The organism is Streptomyces sp. NPDC091649 (genome assembly GCF_044756785.1).
Classification (GTDB): domain Bacteria; phylum Actinomycetota; class Actinomycetes; order Streptomycetales; family Streptomycetaceae; genus Streptomyces.
This window is the reverse complement of sequence record NZ_JBIVTR010000003.1, coordinates 297,087-323,652: the sequence shown is the minus strand read 5'-3', so window position 1 is coordinate 323,652 and position 26,566 is coordinate 297,087. Positions and strand designations below refer to the sequence as shown.

The window sequence follows — 26,566 nt, the reverse complement described above, 5'->3', positions numbered from 1 at the left end:
CGTCATGCTCGATGTTCTGCTGACCGTGGTCGGCTCACTGGCCCTCGTCGTCGCGGCCCTCTCCCGATGGGTCCAGCGTGCGCCGCTGAGCGCGCCGCTCCTTGCTCTGGTGACGGGGGTCGTCTTCGGCCCCGAGGTGCTGGGCGTCATCGATCTGCCCACCGTGATGGAGGGGCACAAGGAACTGCACGAGTTCTCCCGTCTGCTCCTGGCCGTCTCGGTCATGGCCGTGGCCCTGCGTTACGGGTTCCGTGACGTGCGGGCGCTGACTCGGCCGGCGGCCGTGCTGCTGATCGGGGCCATGGCCGCCATGGCGGTGGTCACGACGGCGGTGTCGGCGGCCACGCTGGGCATCGGCCTGGGCGCGGCGGCGCTCCTGGGCGCGGCCTTGTGCCCGACCGATCCGGTGCTCGCCTCCAGCGTGGTCTCCGGCGAGCCGGCCGAGAGGACCGTCGCCGCCCGTACCCGGCGGCTGGCCTCCCTGGAGTCGGGAGCCAACGACGGTCTCGCCCTGCCCCTGGTGCTCGTCGCCATCGCGATCGCCGGGCCGCCGGGCGGTGGCGAAGCGCTGCTGGAATCGCTCCGGCAGGTACTGGGCGCCGCTCTCCTGGGGGTCGTGGCCGGGTGGCTGGGCGGCAGGGTGCTCTCGGGCGCCGAGAGGCACAGGATCATGCAGTCGGGCCCGCTGCTGGTCTACACGCTGCTGCTGGCCCTGCTGGTGCTGGGAGTCTCCGGGCTGCTGCGCGTCGACGGCGTGCTGGCGGTCTTCGTCGCCGGTCTGGCCTTCAACGCGACCAGTTCGTGGAAGGAACGGAGGGACGAGAACAGGATCGACGAGGCCGTCAACCGGTTCGTCGTCCTGCCGTTGTTCGTCGTACTCGGCGCCATGCTCCCCTGGCGCGCCTGGGAGGAGCTGGGGTGGTGGCGTGGGGCGCTCCTGGTCCTGGGGGCGCTGGTGCTGCGCCGTCTGCCGGTCCTGCTCGCCCTCAAACGCCCCCTGTCGCTGACCTGGCGGGACGCTCTCTTCCTGGGCTGGTTCGGGCCCATCGGCGTCTCGGCGCTGTTCTACCTCACCATGGAGGCCCACCGGCTCGGGGTCGACCCGACGGTACTGGCCGCGGGGACCCTGGTCGTCGTGGCCAGTACCGTCGCCCACGGCGTCACCACCGCGCCGGGGCTGGCGCTCTACCGCCGGCTGGGAAAACGGTCCCCGGGCGGCGGGAGCACCGCGGACTGAGCCCGGCAGGACCCGTCCGCCAGGCGGCGCACCCCGGACGCGAACGCCCTGCTCCCGGTACGCGGCGAACCCCGGACGCGAACGCCCTGCTCCCGGTGCGGGGGCGTACCTCGGGAATGCGCGTAACCGGTAGCGTGATCGCCTGCCGTACGGAGTGCCGGGTGCTGCCCGGCCGGCCCGAGCGAAGGGACTGCGGTGGCGAGCGAAGGGACCGCGATGAGCGAACGGACGAAACCCGGCGTGGAGGTTCCGGAGGGCGAGGCGCCCACCGAACTGACGATCCGGGACATCGTGGTCGGGGACGGACCCGAGGCGCGGCCCGGCAGGGTCGTCCGGGTTCACTACGTAGGGGTGACGTTCGCGTCCGGGAGGGAGTTCGACTCCTCCTGGGAGGGTGGCAGGCCGTTCAAGTTCGCCGTGGGCGGGGGAAGGGCCATCAAGGGCTGGGACCGGGGGGTGAGGGGCATGAAGGCCGGCGGGCGGCGCGAGATCATCGTCCCCCCGCGTCTCGGTTACGGCAGGCAGTCGCCCTCTCCGCTGGTCCCGGCGGGCTCGACGCTGGTCTTCGTCGTGGATCTGCTCACCGTGGTGGGCGGGCCCGCCGGAGCGGGGCCCGGCTCGGCCTGAATCCGGCGTCCCGTCGGCGACCGGGGCACCTCGCCGCTGCGTTGGGCGGCCGTGATCCGCGGCGGGGAAGGCGCGCCACGGACGAGCGCGACCGGAGTCGGAAGGCGACGGCCGTCGACGCGGCCGTGCCCGCCGTGCACGCCCCGGGTTCGTCGACGCCGCGGTGCCTACCGTGAGCTTCGTGATGTTGATGTGGTCGGAGGCCGCCGTCCGCTGCTGGAGCCCACCCGTGGAGGACGGCGAGGAGGCGGCCGTCCGCGCCGCGTGGGACGGCAGTGCTGGGGCCTGTCTGACAATTCCAGTCTGATCAGCGAGATTCGGCTGAGCTGGCAATCTGGAGGTGCGCCGAGCGGCCGGGGACTGGGCAGTGGCTACGAACGGCGGGCCAGTAGATGGGCGTCGAGGAAGCCCCGATCAGAGGCTGGATCGTGGAGCAGCCGGGCGAAGGGGTCGAGCCCAGCATCGCCCAGCAGTTCGGCGAAGCAATCCACCGGCCAGCTGTAGGCGGGCGCCACCTTGTGGTCGAACCGGACCGGTTCTTGTCCGTCGGTCCCGAAGAAGGAGACCAGGAGCAGACCGTCCGGCGCCAGGACGCGCACCTGTTCGGTGAGCAGTTCCGGTAGTTCTCCAGGAGGGGTGTGGATCATCGAGTAGTGGGCCAGTACGCCGCCGAGCGCGGCGTCCTCGATCGGCAGGGATTCCATCCGCGCCTCTTGGAAGCGCAGCGCCGGATGGGCCTGCCGGGCGTGGTCGACCATGCCGGGGGCAAGGTCGAGTCCGAAGGCGTCCAGGCCGAGTTCGTGCAGCATGGCTGTCAGATGTCCGGGCCCGCACCCGACGTCCGCTGCCCGCGGGTTGCCCGTCGCGCGCACCAGCTCGGCGAAGGTGCCGATCATGGCCCGGGAGAAAGGTTGTGTCTCCAGCCGGTTTGCGAACAGCGATGCGTACAGCTCAACGACACCGTCGTAGGCCGTCCTGGTCTCGTCCTGATGATTCGCCACGGGCAGGACTCTATAGCCGGTCTGATAATTGATCTTGTGGCAGGTCGAGGTGAGCTGACGGACGCGGAATGGAGGCGGATAGAGCCCCTTTTGCCTCAGGTGGACGGACGGGGCCGGCCGTGGCGTGATCACCGGCAGGTGGTCAACGGGGTGCTGTGGCGGCTGCGGACCGGGGCTCCGTGGCGGGATCTTCCCGACCGGTTCGGGCCGTGGCAGAACGTCTACGAGCGGTTCGCCCGCTGGGAGGCGGACGGCACCTGGGCACGGTTGCTGGAGCATGTTCAGGTCCGCGATGACGCGGTGGGCCGGGTGGAATGGACGGTCTCCGTCGACTCCACCATCAACCGAGCCCACCAGCACGCAGTCGGCTCCCGCAAAAAGGGGATGCGAACGGGGACGAACTGGAAGATCCGGGCCGCTCGCAAGCGCGCCAGGCCCTCGGCCGCTCCCGAGGCGGACTGACCACCAAAGTCCATCTCGCCGTCGATGGCCGGGGCCTGCCCCTGTCGATTGTGCTCACGCCCGGCAACGTCAACGACGCTACGGCGTTCGGCCAGGTCCTCGACGGCATCCGCGCCCCGCGCCTCGGCACGGGCCGCCCGCGCACGACACCGGATCGTGTGCTGGGTGACAAGGCGTATTCCAGCAGGTCCATCCGTCATCTGCTGAGGCGCCGGGGCATCGCTGCCACGATCCCCGAGCGCCGCGACCAGGCGGCGAACCGCCGCCGACGCGGAGCCCTCGGCGGCCGGCCGCCGGCCTTCGACAAGGTCACCTATCGCGACCGCAACGTCGTCGAACGATGCTTCGCCCGCCTCAAGCAGTTCCGCGCGATCGCGACCCGGTTCGACAAGCTCGGCGACCGCTACCGTGCCGGAGTTGTCCTGGCTTCCTTGATCCTCTGGCTCCGCGAGTCCACGGGTGATCATTTGTCAGACAGGCATAGGGGGGACGGTCCTGTCGTTCACCGACGACCACCGACGACAAGGGCGCGGTCCGGGGCCGGGTACAGCCTGGCTCGCCCCTCCGGACGGGGTCGCCCGGCGGTCGGCCCCGGACGGGTCAGCCGCGCGCGTGCGCGGTGAGGGGTTCCGCCCCGACCGCCGGCTCGTCCCCCGGGGACGCGGTGCCGGTGCGCCGGGGGCCGCCTATGACGACCCTGGAGGGGGCCGGGCCCTTCGGAGCGGGGCCCTGGGGCGCGTCACCCGGGCCCGGGTTCCTCGCCTGGGCCCGGCTGAGGAGGATCACCCCGCGCACGGCCGCCGCCGCGCCGAGGAGCGCGGCGACCAGGCTGACCGGCCCGCCCTGGAGGCGCTCGCCGAGCAGGGCCAGGCCGATCGCGGCGGCGGCGACCGGATTGGCGAGGGTGACCACGGCGAGCGGCGCGCCGAGGCCGCCCCGGTAGGCCGTCTGGGACAGCAGGAGGCCGCCCATGGCGAAGGCGGAGACGAGCAGCGCCACCGTCAGCAGCCGCCAGCTGAACAGCGGGCCGCCGGAGTGGTCGGTGACGGCGACGGTGAGGGTCTGGGTCAGCGCGGAGGCGACGCCGGAGGTGATCCCGGAGGCCGCCGCGTGCCGCAGCCCCGGGCGGGCCCCCGGCCTGCTGAGCCCGGCGACGACCGCCATGGTGGCCGCGCCGACGCCGAGCGCCTCGGGGAGGCTGAGGGTCTCGTGCGGGGCGGAGCCGCCCGCGGTCAGGAGCAGTGCGCCGAGGCCGAGCAGGGTCAGGGCCGTACCCCGCCACTCGACGCGGCCGACCCGGCGTCCGGCGGCGCGCGCCCCGAGCGGGACCGCGACGACGAGGGTGAGCGCGCCCAGCGGCTGGACCAGGGTGAGCGGGCCGTAGTTGAGCGCGGCGACATGCAGCAGCGCGCCCGCGGCGTTGAGGCCGACCGCCGACCACCAGGCGCCCCGGCCGAGCAGCCGCAGGACTCCGGTGGAGGGCTCGGTGCGGCCGGCGAGCCGGGACTGGGCCACGGCGGCGGCAGCGTAGGCGGCCGCGGAGACGAGGGAGAGCCCGACCGCGAGCAGGGTGGCGTTCATCGCGGGACCCCGGCCCGGGTGCGCACCCGCGATCCGGTCTCCGCCCCGGGGACGGACGCGGCCGACCCTGACGGGTCGCCCGTCGCTCCGGTGGCGGAACCGCCGGAGGACTGCGCGGGACCGGCGTACGCGAAGACCGCGGCTCCCCCGTCGCCCGCGGACTCCGGTACGGCGGCCGCCGCGTGCGCCGGTACGGGAGATCCTGCTCCGCTCCCCCGCGGGCCGGGCGGGGGCCGGTGCGCGGGCACGGTCCGCGCGGACATCGGCAGCCGTACCGCCGCCAGGGCGACGGCCAGCAGTGCCGCGACGACGATCGCGTCGAGCCAGTAGTGGTTCGCGGTCCCCACGACGACGAGCAGGGTGATCGCCGGGTGGAGCAGCCACAGCCAGCGCCACCGGGAGCGGGTGGCGACGATCAGCCCGACGGCGATCATCACGGCCCAGCCGACGTGCAGCGACGGCATCGCGGCGAACTGGTTCGCCATCGTGTCGGTCGCGGGCGTCTGTCCGTACACCGTCGGCCCGTAGACCTGACCGGTGTCGACGAGCCCGGCGGCCGGGAGCATCCGGGGCGGGGCCAGCGGGAACAGCAGGTGCAACACCAGGGCGGCGGCGGTGAGCGCGGCGAGAACGCGGCGCGACCAGAGGTAGTGGCGGGGGCGGCGCCAGTAGAGCCAGACCAGGAAGAGGGCGGTCGCCGGGAAATGCACGGCGGCGTAGTAGGTGTTCGTCGCCTGGATCAGGGTCTGGCTGTGCAGCAGCAGCCCCTGGACGGCGCCCTCGCCGGGGAGGCGCAGCGCGCGTTCGAGGTCCCATACGTGCCCCGCGTTGCGGAACGCTTCCTCGACATGGCCGTTGGCGGCCTGGCGGCCGAGTTTGTAGGCCAGGAAGAGTCCGGCCACGAGAAGGAACTCGCGGACGAGGGGCGGTCGGGCACGTATGTCCGGCTCCTGGTCCGTGGGCTCGGTGCGGGCGGGTGTCACCCGGTGCCCCCTTGGATGCGAAGCGGTGTCAGGACGGCCCGGTCAGTTTCCACGCCGTATCGATACGCCAGTGTACCGATACGGCGGCGTATCGGTACACGTGCGTATCGGTACACTGGCGTATCGAGAACCTCACCGCACCGCCGCTGGAGGTACAGCCCATGCCGTCGCCCGATTCCGCACCGGAACCGGCCCCCGCGTCCCGCCGGTCGAAGATCACCCCGGAGCGGGCACAGGAGCTCTACGCGGCTGTGCTGGAGCTGTTGCGCGAGAGCGGTTACGAGTCGTTGACGATGGAGGGGGTCGCCTCCCGCACCCGGTGCGGGAAGTCGACGCTGTACCGGCAGTGGGGCTCCAAACCGGAACTGGTCGTGGCCGCCCTGCGCGGCACCCGGCGGATGCGGCTGCCGAACATCGACACCGGGACGCTGGCAGGGGACCTCCTGGCGGCCGCGCGGGCCATCGGCGAGGCGTCGGGGCGCGACACCCCGCTGATGCACGCCCTCAGCCATGCCGCGCTCCAGAGCCCGGAGCTGCTGTCCGCTCTGCGCGAGGCACTGATCATGCCCGAGATCGCGGCGATCGACTCGATGGTCCGGCGGGGCCAGGAGCGCGGCGAGATCGCGGCGGACCTCCCGGCGGCCGAGTTCGTGGCGGCCCAGCTGCTCGGTGTGATGCGCGCCCGGCCGCTGCTGGAGGGCCGCTACGCCGACGCGGCCTATCTGACCCGGTTCGTGGAGAAGGCGATCCTCCCGGGCCTCGGACTCGCGGCGGGCACGCCGCAGTCCTGACAGACGTGGACCGCCCGCCCCGGCGGATGGGACGGTCCACCCGCGCCGCACCGTGGGGACGGGGGCGGCGCACCACCTGGCCGGCCGGCGACCTCCGTGGAGGCCGCCGGCCGCCCGTGTGTCCGCACCTTCCCGGCACGGACCAGTCCTGCGCACGGGCCACCCCCATCGCACCTAACAAGCGCTTGGTAGCTTCGAGGGGCGGGCCGAGGCGAGGCCGGGCCGCGGGGCGCTCCGAGAACCACGAGCGAAGGCGAACCATGGACCTGTCCCACGCGATGGACTTCACCGGGCGAGCGGTACTCGTCACCGGCGGCACCAGGGGCCTGGGCGCCGCGATAGCGAAAGCCTTCCTGGCGAGCGGCGCGCACGTCATGGTGTGCGGGCGGGGCACACCGGTCGCAGCGCCGTCGGCGGGCGGGCGCACGGCGTCGTTCCGGGCCGCCGACCTGCGGGACCCGGCAGCCGCGGCGGACCTCGTCACCGCGACCGCCGAGCGATTCGGGCGACTGGATGTACTGATGAACAACGCCGGCGGCTCCCCGGACGCCGACGCGGCGACCGTCTCGCCGCGCTTCGTCGAGAAGGTGGTGGCCCTCAACCTCCTCGCCCCCTTGCACACCGCCCAGGCGGCGAACCTGGTGATGCGGGAGCAGCCGGACGGCGGGGGCGTGATCAACATCGGCAGCGTCCGTCCGTCTCCGCCCACGACCCTCAGCCGGGCACCGCCGCCTACTCCGCCGCCAAGGCGGGACTGCTCGGACTGGCCCGGGCACTCGCCCTCGAATGGGCGCCACGGGTCCGCGTCAACCACATCACCGCGGGCCTCATCCGCACCGAGAACGCCACCGGGCGGTACGGCGAGGACGACGGGGCGGCGGTGGCGGGGATCGTTCCGATGGGGCGGCTGGCGGAACCGGGCGAGGTGGCGCGGGCCTGCCTCTGGCTGGCCTGCGACCTCTCCTCGTACGTCAACGGCGCCGATCTCGCCGTGCACGGGGGCGGCGAGATCCCGGCCAGGCACGCGGCCCGCCGACCGGACGACCCCCCTTTTCGTCAACTTGACGATACCCGACACCGCCCCTTATCGTCCTAGTGACGACATGGAGGGGGTCACCATCATGGCCGACATCACCCGGCGCTTCGGCTGGCGCCACCTGCGCTCAGCGCCCACCGCCCACATCCGCCACCACCACCGGGGCCGGCTCGCCCACGACGGGCAGGGGCTCAGCTTCTGGTACCGGTCGCTGTCGGCCGCCCTCTCCGAAGTGCCGGTCGACGACCGGGAGCTGGCCATGGCGTTCCACGCCCGTACCGCCGACTTCCAGGACGTCACCGTGCAGGCCACCGTCACCTACCGGATCAGCGATCCGGCCGAGGCGGCGAACCGGCTCGACTTCTCCGTGGACCCCGACACCGGCAGCTGGCGCGGCGCACCGCTGGAACAGATCGCGACCCTCCTCACGGAGACCGCGCAGCAGCACACGCTGGACGTGCTGGCCCGCACCCCGCTCGCGACGGCCCTGGTCGACGGCGTGGCCTCCGTACGGGAACGGGTCGCCACCGGTCTCACCGCGGAGCCCCGGCTCCCGGCCACCGGCATCGACGTGGTGGCCGTGCGCGTCGTCGCGATCCGCCCCGAGGCCGAGGTGGAGCGCGCCCTGCGCACCCCGGCCCGCGAGCAGATCCAGCAGGAAGCGGACCGGGCCACCTACGAACGGCGGGCCGTGGCCGTCGAGCGCGAGCGCGCCATCGCCGAGAACGAGCTGGCCAGCCAGATCGAACTGGCCCGACGGGAGGAGCAGTTGGTCGACCAGCGCGGCACCAACGCCCGCCGGGAGGCCGAGGAGAAGGCCGTGTCCGACGGCGTACGGGCCGAGGCGGAGGCGGCCCGCACGGTGCGCATCGCCCGCGCGGAGGCCGAGGCGGCGCGCGAGACGGGCGCGGCGCGGGCCGAGGCCCAGGCCGCGTGGCTGGCGGTGCACGGCGAGGTCGAACCGGCCACACTGCACGCCCTGGCGGCGACCCGGCTGGCGGAGAACCTGCCGCGGATCGAGAGCGTCACCCTGTCCCCCGACGTCCTCACCGGGCTGCTCGCCAGGCTCGGGGGCCCGGCGGGCGGTGCGGGCGCGTGAGCCTGGCCCCCCGGGCCGTGCTCGTCCACCGGCGGACCGAGTACGAGGAGCTGCTCGCCCGGCACGGGACGCACGGGCAGGCCGCGTTCTTCCTGTCCAGCCGGGGCCGCTCGATCGACGCGGTGGCCCGCCGCCACGAGGACACCCGGCGGGCGCTGCGCGAGGTGGCGGCGGCGGTGCCGCTCACCTGGCGCAGCTCCCGCGTCGAGCGGGCGGACCTGGACCGCTTCCTGTTCGCTCCCCAGGACGTGGTGGTCGTGGTCGGTCAGGACGGGCTGGTCGCCAACACCGCGAAGTACCTGACCGGGCAGCCGGTGGTGGGCATCGACACCGACCCGGGCCGCAACCCCGGCGTCCTGGTCCGTCACCGGCACGCCGACGCGGCGGCCCTGCTGCGCGCCGCGACGGCCGCGGGCGGCGGGGCGGAGGAGCTGACCATGGTCGAGGCCGTCGCCGACGACACGCAGCGCCTCCTCGCGCTGAACGAGATCTACTGCGGGCCGCCCGGCCACCAGACGGCCCGCTACCGCCTGGGCGACGACGGCGAGGCGGACCCCGGGGAAGCCCAGGCGTCATCCGGCGTACTGGTCGGCACGGGCACCGGCGCCACCGGCTGGCTCCGCTCGCTGTGGCAGGAGCGCGGCGGCACCGTACCGCTCCCCACGCCGTGCGACGCACGGCTCCTGTGGTTCGTTCGGGAGGCGTGGCCCTCCCCGGCGACCGGGACGTCCAGGGTGGCGGGCGAACTGGAGCGGGGCCGGCGGCTGCGCCTGACCTTGGAGTCGGACCGGCTCGTGGTCTTCGGGGACGGGATGGAGTCCGACGCCCTGGAGCTGACCTGGGGCCAGAGCGTACGACTCGGCATCGCGGAGACGTCGCTGCGCCTGGTGACATGAGGGCGGCCCCGGCGAGACCGCGCGAAGGCGCGAGCTGCCGGACCCGCCGATCGGTCCGCCGGCACAGAGGCCGGCAGTCCGGAAACCACCGCAGGCCGACACCCGCCGGCCCCGGGCGCACGTGCCGCGGACCACCCGGGCCGGGAACAGCGCCTGGCGCACGGTCCCCTCCGCCCGCACATAGCCCTTACGCGTACAGATGCGGACCAATCGGACCAGCTGTATGAATGAGGGACTATTCGTGCGATCGAAGGAGACCCATGGACGATTACCCGCTCCTGAACGTCTTCCTGACCATGCTGTACCTGTTCCTGTGGGTCATGTGGTTCTTCCTGCTGTTCAAGGTCATCACCGACCTCTTCCGGGACCACTCGCTGAACGGCTGGGCCAAGGCGGGCTGGCTGGTCCTCGTCATCCTCCTGCCGTACCTGGGCGTACTGGTCTACCTCGTCGTCCGGGGACGCAGCATGCACGAACGCGACGAGAAGCTGGCCAGGGACTCGGAGGCGGCGTTCCGCAGCTACGTACGCGACGCGGCGGCCGGCCAGGGCGGCACCGGAGGCAGCGACCACGTGAAGGACCTGGCGAAGCTCGCCGAGCTCAAGGACAAGGGCGCGCTCAACGCCGAGGAGTACGAGCGGGCGAAAGCGAAGCTGCTGGCCTGAGGCCGCCTCGGCGGGAGCCTGGGCGGGCCCCGGGGGCGGGTGGCGCGTGAGCGGACCCGGACGGCGGGCGGCGGAAGGGTCGGGGGAGGGGCCAGGTCGGCACCTCCCCCGACCCTTCCGCCGCGTCAACGGTCCCGCAGGGCGGCCAGGGTGTGCTCCAGCGCGTCGGCGCGGGGGCGGTTGTGGGGGAGCTTGGCCAGGAGGGCGGCCATGCCGCAGGTGCCGGTGAGCGCGGAGACGACCAGGCCGGCGGCGACGCCGGCGGACAGCAGTCGCACGGCGGGGTGCACCAGGCCCCCGAGAAGCAGACCCCACAGGACGAGAGTGCCCGCCGTCAGGCGCACCTGGCGCTCCATGGCCCAGCCGGAACGGCTCCGGTGCGTGGGGTGCTCCAGCTCGTGGCCGGCGGCCGCCCATGCTCCCGTGCCGCCGTCGAGGCCGCGGGCGGGGATGCCGTTCCCGGCGAGCAGCTCGCAGGCGTTGGCGGAGCGCGCGCCGGAGGCACAGACGACCAGGATGTCCCCGCGGTCCGCGGCGTGACGGAGGCCGGGCAGGACGCGCCGGAGGTGGTCGAGCGGGATGTTGAGGGCTCCGGGGAGGTGACCGCTCGCGTACTCACCGGGCGTGCGTACGTCGATGACGGTCAGTTCGTGCAGCCGGGTGCGGGCCTCTGCCGCTCCGAGAGGCGTGGGCGTGGTCATGGCGGATGTCATCCTTACGCGTCGATGGCGCCCTCACCGAGGGGAGTACATTTACCCCTGGGGGTATGCGATGAGGAGCGGTGATGGAACTGGAACTGGCGGGTGCCGAACTGAAGGCCGTCCTCAACCGGCTGCGCCGGGCGCAGGGCCAGATCTCCGGGGTGATCCGGATGATCGAGGAGGGGCGGGACTGCGAGGAGGTCGTCACGCAACTGGCCGCCGCGTCGCGTGCGCTGGACCGGGCCGGCTTCGCGGTCATCGCGACCGGGCTGCAGCAGTGCATGACCGAGACGGAGGACGGGCGCCGTTCCGGCGAGGACCGGGACCGGATGCGCGCCCGGCTGGAGAAGCTGTTCCTCTCGCTGGCCTGACCCGGTGCGGCGCTCACGCCCGGAGGAGGGCGTCGGCGAGCATGAGCGCCGCCACCACCAGCAGCAGAGCGGCGAAGATCCGCCGCAGCGTGCCTCCGGTGATCTTCGCCGCGAGGCGTTTGCCGTCCCAGGCGGCGAGGACCGCCGCTCCGGCGAAGGGCGCGATCACCTCCCACCGCAGCTCCTCGCCGGTTCCCGTACGAGCGGTGAGGGCGACCAGCGAGTTGACGGTGATGACCAGCAGGCTGGTCCCCACCGCTCGCTCCATCCGCAGGCCCAGGACGCTCACCAGGGCCGGCACGGCCAGGAATCCGCCGCCCACTCCCAGGAGCCCGGTGACCGCCCCCAGCCCGGCGCCGGCTCCGGCCGCTCTCGCCGGGCTGATCCGGTCCGGCGGCCCGGCCTCGGAGGGCCGCAGCATCCGCAGTGCCGCCAGCGCCGCGACGGCCGCGAACGCCACGGTGAGCACGGCGTCGGAAAGGCGTCCGGCGGCGCTTCCGGCGAGGAGGGCGGGCACGATGCCCGCCGCGGCGAACAGCGCGCCCGATCTCCAGGCGACGGCCCCGTCGCGCGCATGGGCGTAGAGGGCGGTGGCCGAGGTGACGGCCACGATGACGAGGGCGGCCGAGGTGGCCGCCGCCGGATTGAAGCCGAGCAGGTAGATCAGCGCCGGAACGGCGAGGACGCTGCCCCCGCCGCCGAGGGCGCCGAGAGCCAGGCCGATCACGGCCCCGGCGAGCAGGGCCAGGACTAGGGCGCTCACGGCGTCGAGCCGTCGTTCCCGCGTTCACCGGTGACGGGACGCGCGGCGCCCGCCCACGCGCGTGATCCGGCGCCGGTACGGTCGGGGCCCTCGTCGGGCATGCGTCGGAGGGCGTTCCGGAACGGGAACATGGGGGCACTGCGCCTTTCGCTCGGTGGTTCTTGCTCTGCGGACGGTTCAGGGGTGGACGGTGAGGCCCGCGTCCACGGCGGCGTCGAACCCGTCGTCGACGGCGACCACCTCGCGTCCGGCCGCGTCCAGCACGGAAGCGGCGATCGCGGCACGCATGCCACCCGCGCAGTGGACCCAGACGACACCCTCGGGCACCTCGCCGATGCGGTGGTGCAGCTGGTGGACCGGAATGTGCACCGACCCCTCGACCCAGCCGTCCACGCGTTCGGAGTCCCGTCGCACGTCCAGGACGACGATCCGCTTCCGGTCCTCTTCCGCGAGGCCGGCGAAGGTCGAGCGGGGGAACGTCGCGGGGGCGTCCCCCTCGCGCACCCATGCGGAGGGCCCGCCGGTGGCGGCGGCCGCGGGCCGGTCGATTCCCACGCGGACCAGCTCGCGCTGGGCGGCGGCGAGCTGCTCCGCCGACGCGGCGAGCAGGGTGACCGGCTTGCCCCACGGGATCATCCAGGCCAGATAGGTGGCCGGCTGCCCCTCTCCCTCGAAATTGAACGTGCCGGCCACATGCCCCTCGGCGAAAGCGACCCGGCTGCGCAGGTCCACCACCCACTCGCCCGCCGCGAGCCGCTCCGCGATCCCCTCCGCGTCCGCGACCGCGGGCGGCGTCAGATCGACGGGCGCGGGGCCGGCGGCGTTGACGGGACCCATGTGCGCGTAATACGCGGGCACGTCGTCCAGCCCGGCCAGCAGGCCGGCGACGAACGTGTCCACATCCACGGTGAGCGCCGGGTTCACGGCCTTCTCCCTGCCGATGGTGGAGGCATCGCCGTCCGACGGGGCCGAGGAGCAGAAGCTGCCGAAACCGTGCGTGGGCAGTACCGCGGTCTCGTCCGGCAGCCGGGCCGCGAGGCGGTTGGCCGCGGCGTGCTGGGCACGGGCCAGCCCCTCGGTGAGCCGGGGCTCGACCAGATCCGGCCGGCCCACCGTGCCGATCAGCAGCGATCCGCCCGTGAACACGGCGACCGGCCGCTCGCCGTCGCGCAGGACGTAGGCGGTGTGGTGGGGCGTGTGCCCGGGAGTCGCCACCGCCGCCAGGGTCAGGCGCGCGTCGATCCCCACGGTGTCGCCGTCCGCGACCGGCGTACGGGGGAACGAGACGCCGGCCCCGGCCGGGACCAGGTACTCCGCGCCGGTGGCCCGAGCCAGCTGAAGCCCGCCGGAGACGTAGTCGTTGTGCAGATGCGTCTCGACCACATGCGTGACGCGGACCCCGCGCCGTGCGGCGGCGGCGAGGACGACGTCAAGGTCGCGCGGCGGATCCACCGCGACGGCCGCATGCTCGCCGCCGGCCAGATAGCCGCGGTTCCCGAGACCCTCCACCGTGATGGTGTCGATGAAGAACACGTGGACTCTCCTTTCGAAAATTACCCCCCGGGGTATACAAACCACCGTACACGGTTACCCCCGGGGGTATTTTTCGGGGTGCTTACGGGCCGCCGGCCCATGCCCGGGCCGGGTCGTCCCCGTCGCCCTGCGGGAGCTACAGCAGAGTGCGGTCACGGACGTCCGGTTCGACCCGCTCGGCGACGAGGGCCTGCGGACGGTGTCCGACTCCCCCGGCGATGGGTCCTGCGCACGCGTCGTCGCCCGGGAGAACACCTGGGCGGCACGGCCGGCGGCGGTACGGGCAGCCGAGGGCGAGCCGGCGACGCTGGAACGCATCGCGCGGGACGCCGCCGTCGAAGCGATCGCGGCACTCGACGGCAACTGACGCAGACGAAGGAGACGGCCGGCCATGCCTCAACGATTCGGACGGCCCGGCCTGCTGGGCGCCGTCGCCCGCACCGCGGTCATCTCGGGCACCGCCACCGCGGTCTCCAACCGCGTGGAGCGGCGTGATCCGCGGCGCCGGGCCGCCGCCCGGACCCCGCACGCCGGCGCCCCTGCCCGGCCCGCTCCCCCGGCTCCGGCCCCGACGGGCGCCGGCCAGGTCTCCCGACTGACCCGGCTCGCCGGTCCGAAGGTTCAAGGGCTGCTCACCGACGAGGGGTTCGCCACGGAGAGGGCCCGCGTCCCGAGGTCCTCAACAGGCGCCACGCGCCCTCGTACGCATCCCGCCCGGCCGGCGCTCCGGACGACCCGGCGCGACGCCGAGACCGCGCGGGGAGGTCCACCGCCCCCAGGTCCTGACGCCCGGCACCGCGTGCCCGCCGAAGCGGGGCCTCCGCGTCAGGGGGTGACGATCGCGAAGTCCGGGTCCGGGTCGGTGAGGTGCCCGAGGAGTTCGGTCAGCTTGCCGACGTCCCCGGTGATCTCGACTCCCGGGCGGGCCGTGAGGTCGGCCGGCGCCAGGGCGCCGAGAAGCACGGCCCGCACCTCGGCCTCCTTGAGCAGGATCTCGACGTCCGGGGCCGCCGCCGTCGGCCCGGTTCCCCTGACGTGGGTGAGGACGCCGTTGCGCAGCCGCATCGTCAGGGGCTCGCCACCCTCGGAGAGCGTCCAGCGCGCGGTGATGTCCGCCTCCCAACTCCTCGGCCCGTGCACCCGGATGGCGAGGGCGTCACACAGCTGCTCCAGTGTCAGGACGGCCAGCAGGTCGGGTGCGACGGTGGAGGTGGGGGTGCCGACCGATCCGTGGCGCAACTCCAGCGCGCCCATGAGGTAGAAGTTGCGCCAGGTCCCGTTCTCACTGCCGTATCCGAGCTGTTCCAACGCGTCGGCCTGAAGATTCCGTGCCTCGGCGTTGTCCGGGTCGGCGAAGACCACGTGGTTGACGACCTGGACCACCCAGCGGAGGTCACCCTCGGCGTAGGACCGGCGCGCACGCCTCAGCACCTCGTCGGCGCCGCCCATGAACTCCACGTACCGCCGGGCGGCCTCGGCGGGCGGGTGCTCCCACAGGTGCGCCGGGTTGCCGTCGAACCAGCCCAGGTAGCGCTGGTAGATCGCCTTGGTGTTGTGGCTGACGGAGCCGTAGTAGCCGTGGGTGTGCCATGCCCGCTCCAGAGCCGGAGGCATCGCGATCTCCTCGGCGATCTCCGCTCCCGTCAGGCCCTGGTTGAGCATGCGAAGCGTCTGGTCGTGCAGGTAGGCGTACAGATCCCGCTGTTCGGACAGGAACGTCAGGACGCGGTCGCGGCCCCAGACCGGCCAGTGGTGGGAGGCGAACGCGACGTCGGTGGAGTCGACGAAGAGGTCGACCGCTTCGGTCAGGTAGCGGGCCCAGACCCTGGGGTCACGCACCTCCGCGCCCCGCAGGGTCAGCAGATTGTGCAGATTGTGGGTGGCGTTCTCGGCCATGCAGAGCGCCGCGAGGTCGGGGAAGTGGATGTTCAGCTCCGCCGGAGCCTCCGTGCCGGGGGTGAGCTGGAAGACCATCCGGATGCCGTCGACCGTCTCCGTCTGCCCGGAACGGGTGATGTCCACCGTCGGGGGGATCAGTCCGACCGCGCCGGTGGAGAGGGTCTGTCCGAGACCGGCCCCGATCTGCCCGCGGACCCCCTTGGGCAGGGCGGCGCCGTACATGTAGGCGGCGCGACGGTTCATGGCCGTACCCGCGTAGACGTTCTCGCTGACGGCGTGCTCCAGGAAGCCGTGCGGGGCGATCACCGGTACGCCGTCGGCGACGTCCTCGTCTCCGATGACGCCTCTCACTCCGCCGAAGTGGTCGGCGTGACTGTGGGTGTAGAGGACCCCGGTGACCGGCCGGTCGCCGCGGTGGCTTCGGTACAGGGCCAGGCCGGCGGCGGCCGTCTCCGCGCACAGCAGCGGGTCGACGACCAGGACCCCGCGCTCGCCCTCGACGACCGTCATGTTCGACAGGTCGAAGCCGCGCACCTGGTAGACGCCCTCGGTCACCTCGAAGAGGCCGTGGTCGGAGCAGAGCCGGCTCTGCCGCCACAGGCTCGGGTTGGCCGTGTCCGGGCACTCCTGGTCGAGGAACCCGTAGGCGTCCAGGTCCCACACCGCGCTCCCCTCGGCATCACGGATCACATGGTCCTTCGGCGTGCCCATGAAGCCGCGCCGCGCGTCCCGCAGATCCCGTTCGTCACCGAAGGGGTAGTTCCGCCGGACCGTCTCGTTGGCCTGCGCGACAGCCTGCTCGGCGGGCTTGGCATCGGTCTTCTGAGACATCTCGAACTCCCTCGAGGCGACGGATGAAGGCCCGGTCCGCAGAACACGGCCAGTGCCACCCTCACCCGGCGTCTCCACCCTCACGAGTGGGCGTAGGCCGTCCGAGGGGGACGGTGCGGGCTCCCCCCGGGGTCCCCTCGTTGTCGGTGCGGTGCGCTTCACTGTCCGCCATGAACCTCACGCAGACGACCGTCAACGATCTTCTGGCCCGGCTCGGCCCGTCGGACGGCTTCATGTACCTGCCCAGCGGCTGGGAAGCCCGGGCCCTGACCGACCTGCTCGCCGACAGGTACGGAGCTCCACGCACCCTCGTCCTCGACGGCTTCACCGATCCGACGGTGGACGAGCTCAGGGGCGCGGCCCTCCTCGCCCCTCTCGGGGACCGGGCCGTGACGATCCGGGCATGGGCCCATGGGGACCAGTGGGTCGGGACGGGCACCGCGCGGGACGGCGACGGCGTCGAGCGGCCGGTGTTGGCGGTCGCTCACAGGCGGGTGCCGGAACCTTCGGCCATCGCTCCGGACGAGGACGTCGACTGGGTGGCTCGACTCATACGGATCACCGGCTGGACACAGCCTGCCCAGCAGCCGGACGCGCGTTGGGCGGAGGTGGAGGCACGCCTGGGCACCACGCTGCCGACCGACTACAAGCGCATGGTCGAAACGTTCGGCGAGGGCGCCTTCGACGCGTATCTGAGCCTGAACCGGGAACCGTGGACGCATCTCCGAAAGGACGGGCTGCTCATCTGGGCGGGCACGGAACACCAGGACCTGTACTGCTGGAGCGTCGACGGCGGCGACCCCGACCAATGGCCCGTCGTCGTCCGGTCCTGCGACAACGGGGACATCCCCTTCGACTACCGGGCCGCGCAGTTCGTCTGCCGCGTCCTTGTCGACCCGCACCACCCGTTCACGATGGCCCGCTATTTCGACACGCACTGGTTCATGAACTACCGGAGCAGCTGACGCACCCTGGCCTCGGTGATCTCCGGGAGGAGCGTTCGACGACGGGGGGCGGGGGCAGTGGGTGACTGCCCGGCTCGCCCTTGCCGGTGAGAAGCGACGGCATGGTCGTGTCCACGAACGCAGGACGCCCGGCCTCCCGGTCAGAGCGGACGGCCGCCGGAGCCCGCCTCGAACAGCGTGCCGAGGTTGTACCGCGCGATCCCGAACGGCAGGAAATCGGCATCGGCCAGGACGCGGTGGAGGAACTCAGAGGTGGACATGTCGTACCGGTCCCCTGCGCCGCCGGATTGGGACCGGGCGAGGATGGGGTGATCGCCCGGCCGCTCGGCATCGACCAGCCAGAAGTACTCGTCGGCCCTTTCGGTGGAGCCCCACCCGACCAGCCCCTTGCCGCCCGGTGCGTAGATCGCGTAGGAGGCGACGGCGGAGGTGCCTCCGAGGCCGCTGCCCCCGTCCACCGACAGCGCGACCCGCCACTGTGCCAGGAAGTCGAACACGACGGCCTCGTCGCGCCCCAGGAAGTAGCCGGAGTCGCTGAAGACGCCGCCGAACGTCTCGTAGAGCTGCTTGTAGTCCGCCGGCAGCGGAACGCCCAGCTCGGCCTCGATCGCCGCCCAGTCGACGGAGACCCCGAGTGGCTCCCACCCGGTCAGTTCGATCACTCGCTGCACCCACATACGACACTCCTGCAGCACCGTTCTCCCTTCCACCGCCCCTCAGCACCCTCGTCGCGAGACCGCCCATGACATACGACGGCGCTGCGTCCGGGCCGGCTCCGCCCGGCTCGGCGGGGTCAACCCGGTGGGGGGCCGGGGCGGCCCGCGGGCGGCTCAGGCAGCCAGTCACGGGCCGGGTCGTACTCCAGCCATCGGCTTCGCCCCGCTTCCTCGGCACAGGCGGTGGCGAGGTCGTGCAGCCCCGCGCGCCCGTTGCCCGTGCGCCAGAGCAGCGACCAGGCGTACAGCGGCGTGGGGTCGACCAGGGGGACCGAGCGCAATCCGGGGACCTCCGGCAGCGGCACATCGGCAGGCAGCAACGAGAAGCCTCGCGGCTCCTGCGCCACTCCGCCGAGGAAATGGGCTAGCCCCAGGTTGAGGCGCGTGGCCGTGTTCTGGATGCCGAACCGGTCGGCGAACCGACGGAGGAAGTCGAGCCGGTCCAGCGCACCGGGCGCCCACAGCACGCTGTCGCGCAACTGGTCCGGCCGCAGCGCCGGTTCGGCGGCGAGCGGATGGTCCGCGCACAGCACGGCGTCCATCGGTTCGAGGCGGACGAGGCGATGTGCCAGCCCGGCGGGCAGTGGAGGGTGGACCCGGCCGAAAGCGGCGTCGATGTCGCCATGCAGCAGTGCCGTCGTCACGGACGGCAGATCGCGCCCGTGCCCCAGCGCCAGCTCTCCGGCCGGCCCGGCGACCCGGGCCAGCGTCCGCGTCGGCGCGTACAGGTGCCCCCAGACGTCTACGCGCAGCGGACGTTCCCTGCCGAGCACGGCCGCGACGGCGGCGTCGGCGGCGGCCACGGTCTGCCGGGCCGGCAGGAGGAACCGCCGGCCGTCCTCGGTGAGGCGTACGCCCTTGCCGTCGCGCTGGAACAGTTCGGTGCCGAGCAGGAATTCCAGCCGCGCGATCCTCTTGGACAGCGCCTGCTGGGAGACGGCGAGAGTCCCGGCCGCCCGCCCGAAGTGCAGTTCCTCGGCGGTGCGCACAAAGGCACGTAACTGCGCCACGTCGAGGTCCATGGCTCCCACCATAGGCGACAACGGAAAGTTGTCGGCCTTGCCTGTTCGTTGTTGGATCGCGGGGTGGCCGCGGGGGTTGCATCCTCTCCATGCACAGACTGATTCCCACGGGGGAAGCCCTCCACCTCCTCGGCGGGCCCGAGCATGCCGGAATCCAGGGCTTCCCCTACGCCGGAGCCCCGTACGGCTCCGAACTCTCCGTATGGGCGAGCCTCGTGGAGCACGGCCGCCCGCACCCGGAGATCGGCCGCGTCACCGACCGGGCGGAGTTCGCGGACACCCTCGTCGGCCTCCGGGAGCGCCGGGTACGCGGCACGGCCGTCCCGCTGACCGGAGGAGCGCGATGAGCGTCACCCACTTCACAGCCGGCCAGTGGACACGCGCCATCGGCACAGGCGTGGACCCTAACGAGTACCGGTGCGTCACCGAGGGCCTCACCTCCGTCGCCGACTGGGGCCCGTCCTTCGTGCGCACCGGACATGGCTACCTCCAGCGCGCCAAGGACGCGGGGTCGCCCCGCTCGGCGGGTGAGTACCTGCTGACCGCGGCCCGGTGGTTCCACCTGGCCACCCTGGCGCCCTACGCGGAGGCGCCTCGTGCCGCCTTCGCGGCGGACCACGCTCTGGGCAGGGGGCTCACGCTGCTGGAGCCCGGTGCGCGGCGGGTGAGCGGCGAGGGGTTCACCGGGTGGCTGCGTGGCCCGTCCGATGCGCCGGGGACGGTGATCGTCGTTCCCGGCCTGAACTCGGCCAAGGAGGAGTTCCTCGATCTGGCGTCCGCGCTGCTGGCCAGAGGGCTGGCCGTGTTCGCGATGGACGGCCCCGGACAGGGCGTGCTCGCGGCCACCACGGCCTTCGTGCCGGACTACGAGCGGGTCGTGGGCCGGGTCATCGACGCCCTCGGCGTCGCACGGGTCGGGCTCGTCGGCCTGAGTCTGGGCGGCTACTTCGCGGGCCGGGCCGCGGCGCTGGAGCCGCGTGTGGCGGGCGTCGCCACCGTCAGCGGCCCTTTCCGCCTCGACTGGGAGGAACTGCCCCCTCCCGTACAAGAGTTGATGGCGCAACGCGCGGGGGGCGCCGACGCGGCCCACGCATTCGCACGTCACGTGGACCTCGCCGCCCTGGCATCCCGTATCGCAGCCCCGCTGCTGGTCGTGGACGGAGGCCGGGACATCATCCCCGGCGTGACGAACGGCGAGCCCCTGGCCCGCCTGGCACCGCGCGGCCGCTACCTGTCCGTCCCGCACGGCGACCACCTCCTCGGCAACGCGCGGCCCGACTGGCTGCCCCACCTCGGCGACCACCTCACCCGCACGTTGACGGGAACGCCGGCATGAAACGCCTCCCCGGCAGGGCCATCCTCATGACCGGCGGCACCAGCGGGGTGGACCACCCGCGAGCCCGACCGGTGCCTCGGCGTGGCTGCCCGCAGAGCCTGGTCCGGGGCCACTCCCGGTGAAGGGAGCCGCGCCCCGCGTCTGTCGAGGCGTTTTCCGTCGGTGCGGCGCTCACCCCGGCCGACGGGGAAAGAGCTTCCGCGGCAGGTCGCTGATCTCGGCGCGGACCGGCTCCTCGATGCCGTCGTCGGCCACCACCACGTCGCGCACTACATGCGGCCCTCAGTCTCGCTTCGGGTTGCTGTCCAGCTTGCGCAGCTCTCGACGGTTGGGGTGGCGGATGACCACTCCCGCCATGCCTCCGGACCCTGTGAGGCGGATCAGCGGAGTTCCCGGGAGCCGGTCGGGCGTGGTTTTGTCCGTCAGGCCGCCGATGCCGGGGTCCATGCCGCTGGTGTCCACGGCCCAGGAGCCGGGAACGACGATCGTGACGCCGGCTGCCTCGCCGTACGCCTCTACCGTGACCTCCGAGAGGCGGCACTCGACCCGGGTGAAGTCGACCTTCACACCCCCCACGCCTCCGCGAGCGATCACATGCCCGGGAACCTCCCAGCGCCCGGGGCCGCGGGACGCGCCGTACATGCCGCCCTTGAGGACGAGCGGCCGCTGGTCCTCAAGGGCCTTCGGTCCCGGCAGGTCGGCGGTCAGGACGGCCAACTCGGCGTAGGTCTTGGATGTCAGCGCCTGCTCCAGGCGCGAGTCCAGCTCATCGAGGTCTATTCGCCCCTCGGCTGCCGCATCTCGCAGTTGCTCCACCACTGCTTCGCGGTCGTCGTGAGAGGCGCGGAGCCCTCCTGATGGGGCGGAGCGCCGAGAAGGCTCCGGAAGCTGAGAAGTCATGTCGACAACAATAGGCAGCCGACGGACTGTGACTTCCTCTTCTCGTCCTACCACTTCCGGACGGTCCTGCGGTTGCTCCGCCCTCCAGACCGGCCTCGCCTGCGCGCTCTTGGGCGTCGGCCCGCTTGCGACTCCGCACAGTGATGGTCCCCGGGCCGGTCCTGGCGAGCGCCGGCACGGTACTGCTCACCTTCATGGAGCCGTGCGCCCATGTCTCCGGCGTCCTGCCCGGCTGCGTCCTCTTCGGCTGCGGCCCCGGCGTCGCCCTTGTGCCCCGCCACGTCCCTGCCCCCACGGCGTCAGTCCCACCGGCGCGGACGCCGCGTCGGCCTGGTCGACATGGCCCTGCGAACACCTCGCACGGTCGCGTACGAAAGGTACGCACGCGCCGCCGGCCCTGCCCGCCCCAACCGGTCCTCATCGGTCCCCAGGATCGCTGTCCTGGCGGTGAGGATCGCTCTGGCGTCTCTGGTCACCGCAGGGTGGAGAGGGCAGATTGACCGGCGGACTGTCAGTGCCCGCGCGTAGCCTGCCGACATGTCCTCGACTCGCGATTCACCAGGTCGACTTCTTCACCGTGGACACGGGCATCAGCGAGAGCAGCGCGGGCTGCCTCGGACGCCATGTCGGCGACGGACTCAGTGTCCGCGAAGCGCCGACTGACGATCCCGACGCGCTGTCTGATCCATTCGTCATTGGTATCGACCATGCGCGCGATCTCGTCGTTGCTCACCACCCGCGGAGGCTGGTAGTGGCCTACGCCCATGATTCGGGCTCCCGGCTGCGGCGACGACATAGTCATTTCACCTCTGCCCTTCTGCTGTTTCGAGAATGGGACCTGCGGTGTCCCCGGGATGGGTCAGGGCGAGGCGCCAACTGGCCTCACCCCCCAGTGGACGGGTTCCGGGGGAGGTTGACCGGGCCTACGTCAGTAGTCGAACTTCTCGAACTGCACGTATTCCCCTGCCGCCCATTGCAGGACCGACGCCCTCAGGCCGGGGCCTGTACACACATAGAATCGCCGCCGAGCCGCTGTGCCCTTGGTCAGAACGTCGTTCTTCTGGATCCGTCGGGTGCGTACTACTGTGCCGAGCCGGCGGATCCTGTCGATTTCTGCGTTTTGTTTTCCGTCGACCGATCGGGTCACGAACAGCTCCGTTACCGCTCCGAGGCCGTCGACTTTTTCCAGGACGTCGACCGCCAGCGGCAGGTCATCCGTTTTCAGGCTCCAGAGGATTCTCATCCTCCGGCCGGATTCCAGCACGGGCTGCGCCTGCGCCATGAGAGGTGTGATTCCTACTCCGGCAGCCACCACGATGATGTCGTCATCGGTGCGCGACCCCTTGGCTACGTCGGCGTACCTCACCTCCTCTTCGCCGCCGAAGTCCAAAACGGTGGCGGAAAGCGGCGCACCGGGCTTCCACTTGGCCAGGAGTGACGTGACTGGCCCGTTCCTCCGGACAGTGACCTCGAATTCGGCCCCATTCAGCCGTCCGCGGTGTTCCGTTCCTGCGGTGCGTTCTTCAGGTGTGGGAAGCGTTGGGCTCGAGATGGTGAAGGCCCGGATGTAATCGTCGTTGAGTGAGCGGGGGTCGTGGTCGCGCATGTGTGACCATCCGCGATCGAGCGTGGCGGAAAAATCAAGGGTGACGTGCTGCCCCGCGCGCCATGGTTCGAGCTGCTGGAACTCTGCACTCGACCGTGGGGTGGACAGATCGGGGGCGAGCCGGAAGGTGTATCGCGAGATCGTCGGCGTCAGATGGTGTGCGTGGATCAATGTCGCCGTAGCCTTCCCCACCGGTCGGCCGTCCGCGTCGACGCTGTCGGCTGAGCGGGACTCCGCTCCGCTGATTTCGTGAGCCAACCTGCGTACCGGCGGGTTGTAGGGCGACTGGTCCAGCAGTCGTCCACGGAACGGCAGTCCGTCCTTCACGAATCGAGCCGCCTCCACCCGCACTCGGACAGCGAGTTTGCTGTGCGGGATCATGGATGCGGCGTCGGCGCCGGCCAAGATCTCTGCCCGTCCTGTCAGGTAGAGGACGTCGCCGGTTTCGAAGTCGGGAAAAGTAATTCCCACAGCAGGGTCGGACTTAATGTTTCCCAATGTCTGGAACAAGCGATTCCCCGAATACTCGGGATACACCAGAACGACACCGTCTGCATCGGAGTTCGTGTGTACTCGCACGAACCCGGGAGCCCCACCCCGGTTGTTGGTGTCCATGCTCTCAGCGCCGTGCCTGCTCGAGATGAAAAAGAGGTCGGACTCGGCGATGAGTTGCACCGCCTCGGGCGGCAGCGGAAGCCGGTCGCCGACCAGGTGAGGAGATGCTTCATGAGGCTGGACGGTTTTCCTGTTCAGGTACTTCGGGCAGTTCCCCAGTGTCTCGTCCACAGCGAGGGCCACCTGCACTTCCGCAGGCCCCCCAGCCCTCCCGGCCACCGTATTCATCTCCAACGGGCTGGCCAGAACCGCTCCGCCGAGCACTCTCCCGGCAATTTTGACTCGCGTCCTGGTTTCCAGGTCGATCACCAGGCCGGCGGCCGGCCTTCCCCCGTCCTCGTGCCTGACGAGGATCCCGTCGCGGTCGCGTCCTTCCTCATCCTTCTCCTGCTCCTCGCTGCTTGCTCGGTGCATGTGGCCGTCCTCGTCGGAGAACAGCGCCTCCAGTGCCGGGTCATATCCGAGCGTGCCCTCACTTCGTCCCCCGGGCTGGTGCGCGACGTGAGCCAGCGAAGTCACCTTCAACACGCCTCTGGCCAAGGGAAGCGTGGTACCTGGTTGCCCGCCGAGCACCGTTGTCCATACGCGGCCGTTTCTGTCGACCGCCCCCAGTGCGATGAGAGGGCTCTGCGTCATCCAGGGCACGTACTCCATGGGCAGCCCGGGAGCCGTGAGATTGAATCCGTACGGCACCTTGAGAAGCCGGTGCACGGCTTCTTCACCCTCGTGCCACTGGGGCCGCGAGTGCGAGAGATTCGTCGTCATAGGCTCTTCTCCTCCTACGGTGGTTCTGCGAGAACCGCTGAGCTGTTCATCGTCGAGAACCCATGTTCTGGACGTTGGTCCCAAAAGGCGCCCTCGGTGCGGGGTTCCGGCCTGCTCGGGATTGCCGAAAGCACAGCCGCGCCGGCACCCAGGAGGGCGGTCCACGCCAGTGGCGCGGCGTGGTGGTGTGTTCGGCGAGAACGCCTGCCAGCCACGGCCCCCCGGTCTGTCCCGCGGCGAACAAGGTCGTGAACGCTGCCGATGTCGCGGTCCAGTCGACAGGCTGGAGCACGGTACGGATGCAGGCGGTGACAGCCGCCGGAACTGCCATGAACGTCACGCCGTAAGCCGCCGCCCAGGCGACCACCGCAATGACCGAAGGTGACGGCAGAGGCAGGGCCGCGCCACCGGCGAGCCCGCCCAGTACGGCAGCCGGGACACGTGTGCCGGGCCAGCGGGTCATCGCGCGGCGCCACAGGCACGGGGTTGCCATGAGTCCGGCTCCCCGCACCGTCCAGGTCAGGATCTCCTGAAGGACCGAGGCGTGTCGATCAGCGAGGTAGACGGACAGGAAGGTGATGTAGGTGATGCAGCCGACCGCGAAATGGAGGTAGGCCAGCGCCACGCGCCGCAGTGGGCGTAGCGTCCGCCCCGCTCCATCGGTGGCTTTCTCCCCATCCGAGCCCGTCGCCGACCGGCTGATCAGCGTTGCAACCCCCGCCGCGATGACCAAGCCAATCCATGCAGCCCGCCAGTGATCACCCAGGGCCGGGATCGCCGCACCGCTCAGGACGATTCCTGCGCCCGTGCCAGCGAAGTAGGCGGGGGCGCTGGAGCCGGCACGAGCGGCCAGCCGGGCCGCAATCACGCCACCCGCGATGAACACCGCAGCCCCCGCCGCTCCGGCCAGGGCGCGCGTCGCCACCAGCACCACGAACTCGTACTCGCCGCCGTGCCCGCCATCGTCACCGCGGTGGTGGCCATTCCCCAACGGAAGACCGAGGCGGCGCCCCACCGGCGCACCAAGGCAGCAGTCAGCACCACACCCACCACGTAACCGACTCCCTTCGCGGTGCTCAATGCGCCCGCGTCGACCAGGGTCCGCCCCAGATCACCCTGCATCGCCGGCACGAGCAGTCCGTAGGCGAAGCGGGCGAGAACCAGCACTGACGCGGCCCCCAGCGCCAGCCGCACGGCGGTGGCCATACCCACTCCCAGGATCGAACCGACCATTACCATCTGAGGCTAGCACCTTGATCGAACCGGTTGGTACCATCACCTCATGCCCGTTGCCAAAGGTTCGACCATCGACCCCGAGCGAACCCGCGCCACGATCGTGCACGCGGCTGCCCAGGTGCTGTACGAGCGGGGGCTGGACGGCATCGGGGTGGCGGAACTCTGCGCACGTCTTGGCGTGTCCAAGGAGACGCTCTACCGGCACTTCGGCACCAAGGGCGGGCTGGTGCACGCCGTGCTCGACACGCGAAGCGACCGGGTCATCCACTGGCTGACGGATACGGTCTCATCGAGCGGAGACCGTCCTGCCGACCAGCTCACGGCTCTTTTCCGGGCTCTCCAGGGCTGGTACGACGGTCCTGAGTTCCGCGGCTGTGCGTTGATCAACGCCGCCACGCAACACCACACTGACGCCGTCCGCGCCATCGCCGCGCGCCATGTCGAGCGTTACCTCGAACTGCTCATCGGCATCGCCGAGAGGGCCGGCGCCGACGATCCGCACCGCCTCGCGCTGCAACTGCTCATTCTCGCGGAGGGTGCCACCGTCGTGGCCGATCATCACAGCTCTGCGCGGGTGGGTGAGCTGGCTTGCCAGGCCGCCCTGGCTCTCCTCGCCGCTGCGGAGCGATCCTGACCAGTCCCACGGGTCGAGACCGAGCGAAGGAGCCGCTCCGCTCCCTGTAAGGAGACGGAGTTGGGTGCGTTCGAGGTCTTCAGCCCTCGGATGCTGTCATACGGCCGGACGCCGACTCGGCGGGCGTTGTGGAAGATGACACCGAGGGTGTTGCGGTGTCCAGAAGCGATTAGCGTTGGTGCCGTGCCGCATGGGGCGGCGACGGAAACCGTTCTTGCCCCGGCCCGGGCGGTGCCGGACGGGAATGATCACCCTCTGGCCAAGCTCGGAGCCTGTGGTCTTTCTGAGTCTGATA

26 protein-coding genes and 2 pseudogenes are annotated in these 26,566 nt (G+C 71.7%); 14 read left to right on the top strand and 14 right to left on the bottom strand.

Features of this window, described 5'->3' with window-relative positions; translation table 11 throughout:
* Window positions 1-4 precede the first annotated feature (4 nt).
* Together ACIQMU_RS08995 and ACIQMU_RS08990 are read left to right on the top strand one after the other, a co-directional pair.
* The gene (locus ACIQMU_RS08995; protein ID WP_402688529.1) at window positions 5-1,237 is read left to right on the top strand and encodes a cation:proton antiporter; all 1,233 of its coding nucleotides are present in this window, start codon (window positions 5-7) and stop codon (window positions 1,235-1,237) included.
* Window positions 1,238-1,453: 216 nt separating this feature from the next.
* Window positions 1,454-1,864: an FKBP-type peptidyl-prolyl cis-trans isomerase gene (locus ACIQMU_RS08990; protein WP_352238730.1), complete on the top strand. Its 411-nt coding sequence runs from the start codon at window positions 1,454-1,456 to the stop codon at window positions 1,862-1,864.
* 371 nt (window positions 1,865-2,235) lie between these two features.
* Here ACIQMU_RS08990 and ACIQMU_RS08985 read toward each other — a convergent pair whose 3' ends face one another.
* Window positions 2,236-2,865 carry a class I SAM-dependent methyltransferase gene (locus ACIQMU_RS08985; protein WP_402688528.1) on the bottom strand — a complete coding sequence of 210 codons (630 nt, stop codon included), beginning with the start codon at window positions 2,863-2,865 and terminating at the stop codon, window positions 2,236-2,238.
* 36 nt (window positions 2,866-2,901) lie between these two features.
* Between ACIQMU_RS08985 and ACIQMU_RS08980 the strand changes: the two are divergent.
* A pseudogene (locus tag ACIQMU_RS08980) lies at window positions 2,902-3,803 on the top strand (IS5 family transposase); the annotation flags it as partial.
* Between the two features lie 124 nt (window positions 3,804-3,927).
* Here the strand turns inward: ACIQMU_RS08980 and ACIQMU_RS08975 are convergent.
* Window positions 3,928-4,908, bottom strand: coding sequence for a hypothetical protein (locus ACIQMU_RS08975; RefSeq protein WP_352238732.1), 981 nt, complete (start codon window positions 4,906-4,908; stop codon window positions 3,928-3,930).
* Window positions 4,905-5,891 carry a phosphatase PAP2 family protein gene (locus ACIQMU_RS08970; protein WP_352238733.1) on the bottom strand — a complete coding sequence of 329 codons (987 nt, stop codon included), beginning with the start codon at window positions 5,889-5,891 and terminating at the stop codon, window positions 4,905-4,907. Before ACIQMU_RS08970 ends, ACIQMU_RS08975 begins: the two co-directional genes overlap by 4 nt.
* 161 nt (window positions 5,892-6,052) lie before the next feature.
* Here ACIQMU_RS08970 and ACIQMU_RS08965 point away from each other — a divergent pair, with 161 nt between their 5' ends.
* The 5 genes and pseudogenes from ACIQMU_RS08965 (at window position 6,053) to ACIQMU_RS08945 (ending at window position 10,378) form a co-directional block, all read left to right on the top strand.
* The gene (locus tag ACIQMU_RS08965) at window positions 6,053-6,682 is read left to right on the top strand and encodes a TetR/AcrR family transcriptional regulator (RefSeq protein ID WP_402688527.1); all 630 of its coding nucleotides are present in this window, start codon (window positions 6,053-6,055) and stop codon (window positions 6,680-6,682) included.
* A gap of 260 nt (window positions 6,683-6,942) precedes the next feature.
* Window positions 6,943-7,778 (top strand): annotated as a pseudogene (locus ACIQMU_RS08960) (SDR family oxidoreductase).
* A 25-nt stretch (window positions 7,779-7,803) separates the two neighbouring features.
* Window positions 7,804-8,817, top strand: a complete 1,014-nt coding sequence (locus tag ACIQMU_RS08955; RefSeq protein WP_352238735.1) for an SPFH domain-containing protein — start codon at window positions 7,804-7,806, stop codon at window positions 8,815-8,817.
* Entirely contained in the window at window positions 8,814-9,713 is a 900-nt protein-coding gene (locus tag ACIQMU_RS08950) for a hypothetical protein (protein WP_402688526.1), read from the top strand. The genes ACIQMU_RS08955 and ACIQMU_RS08950 overlap by 4 nt, the downstream gene beginning before the upstream one ends.
* 260 nt (window positions 9,714-9,973) lie before the next feature.
* Window positions 9,974-10,378 (top strand): SHOCT domain-containing protein, encoded by a 405-nt coding sequence (locus ACIQMU_RS08945; RefSeq protein ID WP_352238737.1) that lies wholly within the window; start codon window positions 9,974-9,976, stop codon window positions 10,376-10,378.
* A 125-nt stretch (window positions 10,379-10,503) separates the two neighbouring features.
* Here ACIQMU_RS08945 and ACIQMU_RS08940 read toward each other — a convergent pair whose 3' ends face one another.
* A complete protein-coding gene (locus ACIQMU_RS08940; RefSeq protein ID WP_352238738.1) occupies window positions 10,504-11,079 on the bottom strand; it encodes a rhodanese-like domain-containing protein in 576 nt (191 codons plus the stop codon).
* Window positions 11,080-11,162: 83 nt separating this feature from the next.
* Here ACIQMU_RS08940 and ACIQMU_RS08935 point away from each other — a divergent pair, with 83 nt between their 5' ends.
* Window positions 11,163-11,450 (top strand): metal-sensitive transcriptional regulator, encoded by a 288-nt coding sequence (locus ACIQMU_RS08935; protein WP_352238739.1) that lies wholly within the window; start codon window positions 11,163-11,165, stop codon window positions 11,448-11,450.
* Window positions 11,451-11,463: 13 nt separating this feature from the next.
* On the opposite strand, the gene ACIQMU_RS08930 is transcribed toward ACIQMU_RS08935, so the two are convergent.
* Entirely contained in the window at window positions 11,464-12,213 is a 750-nt protein-coding gene (locus ACIQMU_RS08930) for a sulfite exporter TauE/SafE family protein (protein WP_352238740.1), read from the bottom strand.
* 177 nt (window positions 12,214-12,390) lie between these two features.
* Complete coding sequence (locus tag ACIQMU_RS08925) at window positions 12,391-13,746, bottom strand: MBL fold metallo-hydrolase (protein WP_352238741.1); 1,356 nt, start codon at window positions 13,744-13,746, stop codon at window positions 12,391-12,393.
* A gap of 199 nt (window positions 13,747-13,945) precedes the next feature.
* Here ACIQMU_RS08925 and ACIQMU_RS08920 point away from each other — a divergent pair, with 199 nt between their 5' ends.
* Window positions 13,946-14,113: a hypothetical protein gene (locus ACIQMU_RS08920; protein WP_352238742.1), complete on the top strand. Its 168-nt coding sequence runs from the start codon at window positions 13,946-13,948 to the stop codon at window positions 14,111-14,113.
* Between the two features lie 458 nt (window positions 14,114-14,571).
* On the opposite strand, the gene ACIQMU_RS08915 is transcribed toward ACIQMU_RS08920, so the two are convergent.
* Window positions 14,572-16,476 (bottom strand): alkyl/aryl-sulfatase, encoded by a 1,905-nt coding sequence (locus ACIQMU_RS08915; protein WP_402688525.1) that lies wholly within the window; start codon window positions 16,474-16,476, stop codon window positions 14,572-14,574.
* A gap of 170 nt (window positions 16,477-16,646) precedes the next feature.
* On the opposite strand from ACIQMU_RS08915, the gene ACIQMU_RS08910 reads away from it, so the two are divergent.
* The gene (locus tag ACIQMU_RS08910; protein WP_352238744.1) at window positions 16,647-17,441 is read left to right on the top strand and encodes a hypothetical protein; all 795 of its coding nucleotides are present in this window, start codon (window positions 16,647-16,649) and stop codon (window positions 17,439-17,441) included.
* A gap of 140 nt (window positions 17,442-17,581) precedes the next feature.
* Here ACIQMU_RS08910 and ACIQMU_RS08905 read toward each other — a convergent pair whose 3' ends face one another.
* Together ACIQMU_RS08905 and ACIQMU_RS08900 are read right to left on the bottom strand one after the other, a co-directional pair.
* Complete coding sequence (locus ACIQMU_RS08905; RefSeq protein WP_402688524.1) at window positions 17,582-18,118, bottom strand: SMI1/KNR4 family protein; 537 nt, start codon at window positions 18,116-18,118, stop codon at window positions 17,582-17,584.
* Window positions 18,119-18,234: 116 nt separating this feature from the next.
* Window positions 18,235-19,179: a LysR family transcriptional regulator gene (locus tag ACIQMU_RS08900; protein WP_352238746.1), complete on the bottom strand. Its 945-nt coding sequence runs from the start codon at window positions 19,177-19,179 to the stop codon at window positions 18,235-18,237.
* Between the two features lie 89 nt (window positions 19,180-19,268).
* Here ACIQMU_RS08900 and ACIQMU_RS08895 point away from each other — a divergent pair, with 89 nt between their 5' ends.
* On the top strand, window positions 19,269-19,526 hold the full coding sequence (locus ACIQMU_RS08895; RefSeq protein ID WP_352238747.1) for a hypothetical protein: 258 nt from the start codon (window positions 19,269-19,271) through the stop codon (window positions 19,524-19,526).
* Window positions 19,523-20,515, top strand: coding sequence for an alpha/beta hydrolase family protein (locus tag ACIQMU_RS08890; protein ID WP_402688523.1), 993 nt, complete (start codon window positions 19,523-19,525; stop codon window positions 20,513-20,515). Before ACIQMU_RS08895 ends, ACIQMU_RS08890 begins: the two co-directional genes overlap by 4 nt.
* A gap of 282 nt (window positions 20,516-20,797) precedes the next feature.
* On the opposite strand, the gene ACIQMU_RS08885 is transcribed toward ACIQMU_RS08890, so the two are convergent.
* The 5 genes from ACIQMU_RS08885 to ACIQMU_RS08865 all read right to left on the bottom strand — a co-directional run bounded on the left by ACIQMU_RS08885 (window position 20,798) and on the right by ACIQMU_RS08865 (window position 25,634).
* Window positions 20,798-21,415, bottom strand: coding sequence for a DUF1707 domain-containing protein (locus tag ACIQMU_RS08885; RefSeq protein ID WP_402688522.1), 618 nt, complete (start codon window positions 21,413-21,415; stop codon window positions 20,798-20,800).
* Between the two features lie 511 nt (window positions 21,416-21,926).
* A complete protein-coding gene (locus ACIQMU_RS08880) occupies window positions 21,927-22,151 on the bottom strand; it encodes a hypothetical protein (protein ID WP_352238750.1) in 225 nt (74 codons plus the stop codon).
* A 192-nt stretch (window positions 22,152-22,343) separates the two neighbouring features.
* Window positions 22,344-24,401, bottom strand: a complete 2,058-nt coding sequence (locus tag ACIQMU_RS08875; RefSeq protein ID WP_402688521.1) for a pyridoxamine 5'-phosphate oxidase family protein — start codon at window positions 24,399-24,401, stop codon at window positions 22,344-22,346.
* Window positions 24,402-24,447: 46 nt separating this feature from the next.
* Window positions 24,448-25,332 (bottom strand): YbfB/YjiJ family MFS transporter, encoded by an 885-nt coding sequence (locus ACIQMU_RS08870; protein WP_402688520.1) that lies wholly within the window; start codon window positions 25,330-25,332, stop codon window positions 24,448-24,450.
* Complete coding sequence (locus ACIQMU_RS08865) at window positions 25,266-25,634, bottom strand: hypothetical protein (RefSeq protein WP_402688519.1); 369 nt, start codon at window positions 25,632-25,634, stop codon at window positions 25,266-25,268. The genes ACIQMU_RS08870 and ACIQMU_RS08865 overlap by 67 nt, the downstream gene beginning before the upstream one ends.
* A 49-nt stretch (window positions 25,635-25,683) precedes the next feature.
* Between ACIQMU_RS08865 and ACIQMU_RS08860 the strand changes: the two genes are divergently transcribed.
* The gene (locus tag ACIQMU_RS08860) at window positions 25,684-26,271 is read left to right on the top strand and encodes a TetR/AcrR family transcriptional regulator (RefSeq protein WP_352238752.1); all 588 of its coding nucleotides are present in this window, start codon (window positions 25,684-25,686) and stop codon (window positions 26,269-26,271) included.
* Window positions 26,272-26,566 lie beyond the last annotated feature (295 nt).

Coding starts and splice junctions, on each gene's coding strand:
- ACIQMU_RS08995 (WP_402688529.1), top strand. CDS start 5: ATGCTCGATGTTCTGCTGACCGTGGTCGGCTCACTGGCCCTCGTCGTC.
- ACIQMU_RS08990 (WP_352238730.1), top strand. CDS start 1,454: ATGAGCGAACGGACGAAACCCGGCGTGGAGGTTCCGGAGGGCGAGGCG.
- ACIQMU_RS08975 (WP_352238732.1), bottom strand. CDS start 4,908: ATGAACGCCACCCTGCTCGCGGTCGGGCTCTCCCTCGTCTCCGCGGCC.
- ACIQMU_RS08965 (WP_402688527.1), top strand. CDS start 6,053: ATGCCGTCGCCCGATTCCGCACCGGAACCGGCCCCCGCGTCCCGCCGG.
- ACIQMU_RS08955 (WP_352238735.1), top strand. CDS start 7,804: ATGGCCGACATCACCCGGCGCTTCGGCTGGCGCCACCTGCGCTCAGCG.
- ACIQMU_RS08945 (WP_352238737.1), top strand. CDS start 9,974: ATGGACGATTACCCGCTCCTGAACGTCTTCCTGACCATGCTGTACCTG.
- ACIQMU_RS08940 (WP_352238738.1), bottom strand. CDS start 11,079: ATGACCACGCCCACGCCTCTCGGAGCGGCAGAGGCCCGCACCCGGCTG.
- ACIQMU_RS08935 (WP_352238739.1), top strand. CDS start 11,163: ATGGAACTGGAACTGGCGGGTGCCGAACTGAAGGCCGTCCTCAACCGG.
- ACIQMU_RS08915 (WP_402688525.1), bottom strand. CDS start 16,476: ATGTCTCAGAAGACCGATGCCAAGCCCGCCGAGCAGGCTGTCGCGCAG.
- ACIQMU_RS08910 (WP_352238744.1), top strand. CDS start 16,647: ATGAACCTCACGCAGACGACCGTCAACGATCTTCTGGCCCGGCTCGGC.
- ACIQMU_RS08905 (WP_402688524.1), bottom strand. CDS start 18,118: ATGTGGGTGCAGCGAGTGATCGAACTGACCGGGTGGGAGCCACTCGGG.
- ACIQMU_RS08900 (WP_352238746.1), bottom strand. CDS start 19,179: ATGGACCTCGACGTGGCGCAGTTACGTGCCTTTGTGCGCACCGCCGAG.
- ACIQMU_RS08895 (WP_352238747.1), top strand. CDS start 19,269: ATGCACAGACTGATTCCCACGGGGGAAGCCCTCCACCTCCTCGGCGGG.
- ACIQMU_RS08890 (WP_402688523.1), top strand. CDS start 19,523: ATGAGCGTCACCCACTTCACAGCCGGCCAGTGGACACGCGCCATCGGC.
- ACIQMU_RS08885 (WP_402688522.1), bottom strand. CDS start 21,415: ATGACTTCTCAGCTTCCGGAGCCTTCTCGGCGCTCCGCCCCATCAGGA.
- ACIQMU_RS08875 (WP_402688521.1), bottom strand. CDS start 24,401: ATGACGACGAATCTCTCGCACTCGCGGCCCCAGTGGCACGAGGGTGAA.
- ACIQMU_RS08865 (WP_402688519.1), bottom strand. CDS start 25,634: ATGGTCGGTTCGATCCTGGGAGTGGGTATGGCCACCGCCGTGCGGCTG.
- ACIQMU_RS08860 (WP_352238752.1), top strand. CDS start 25,684: ATGCCCGTTGCCAAAGGTTCGACCATCGACCCCGAGCGAACCCGCGCC.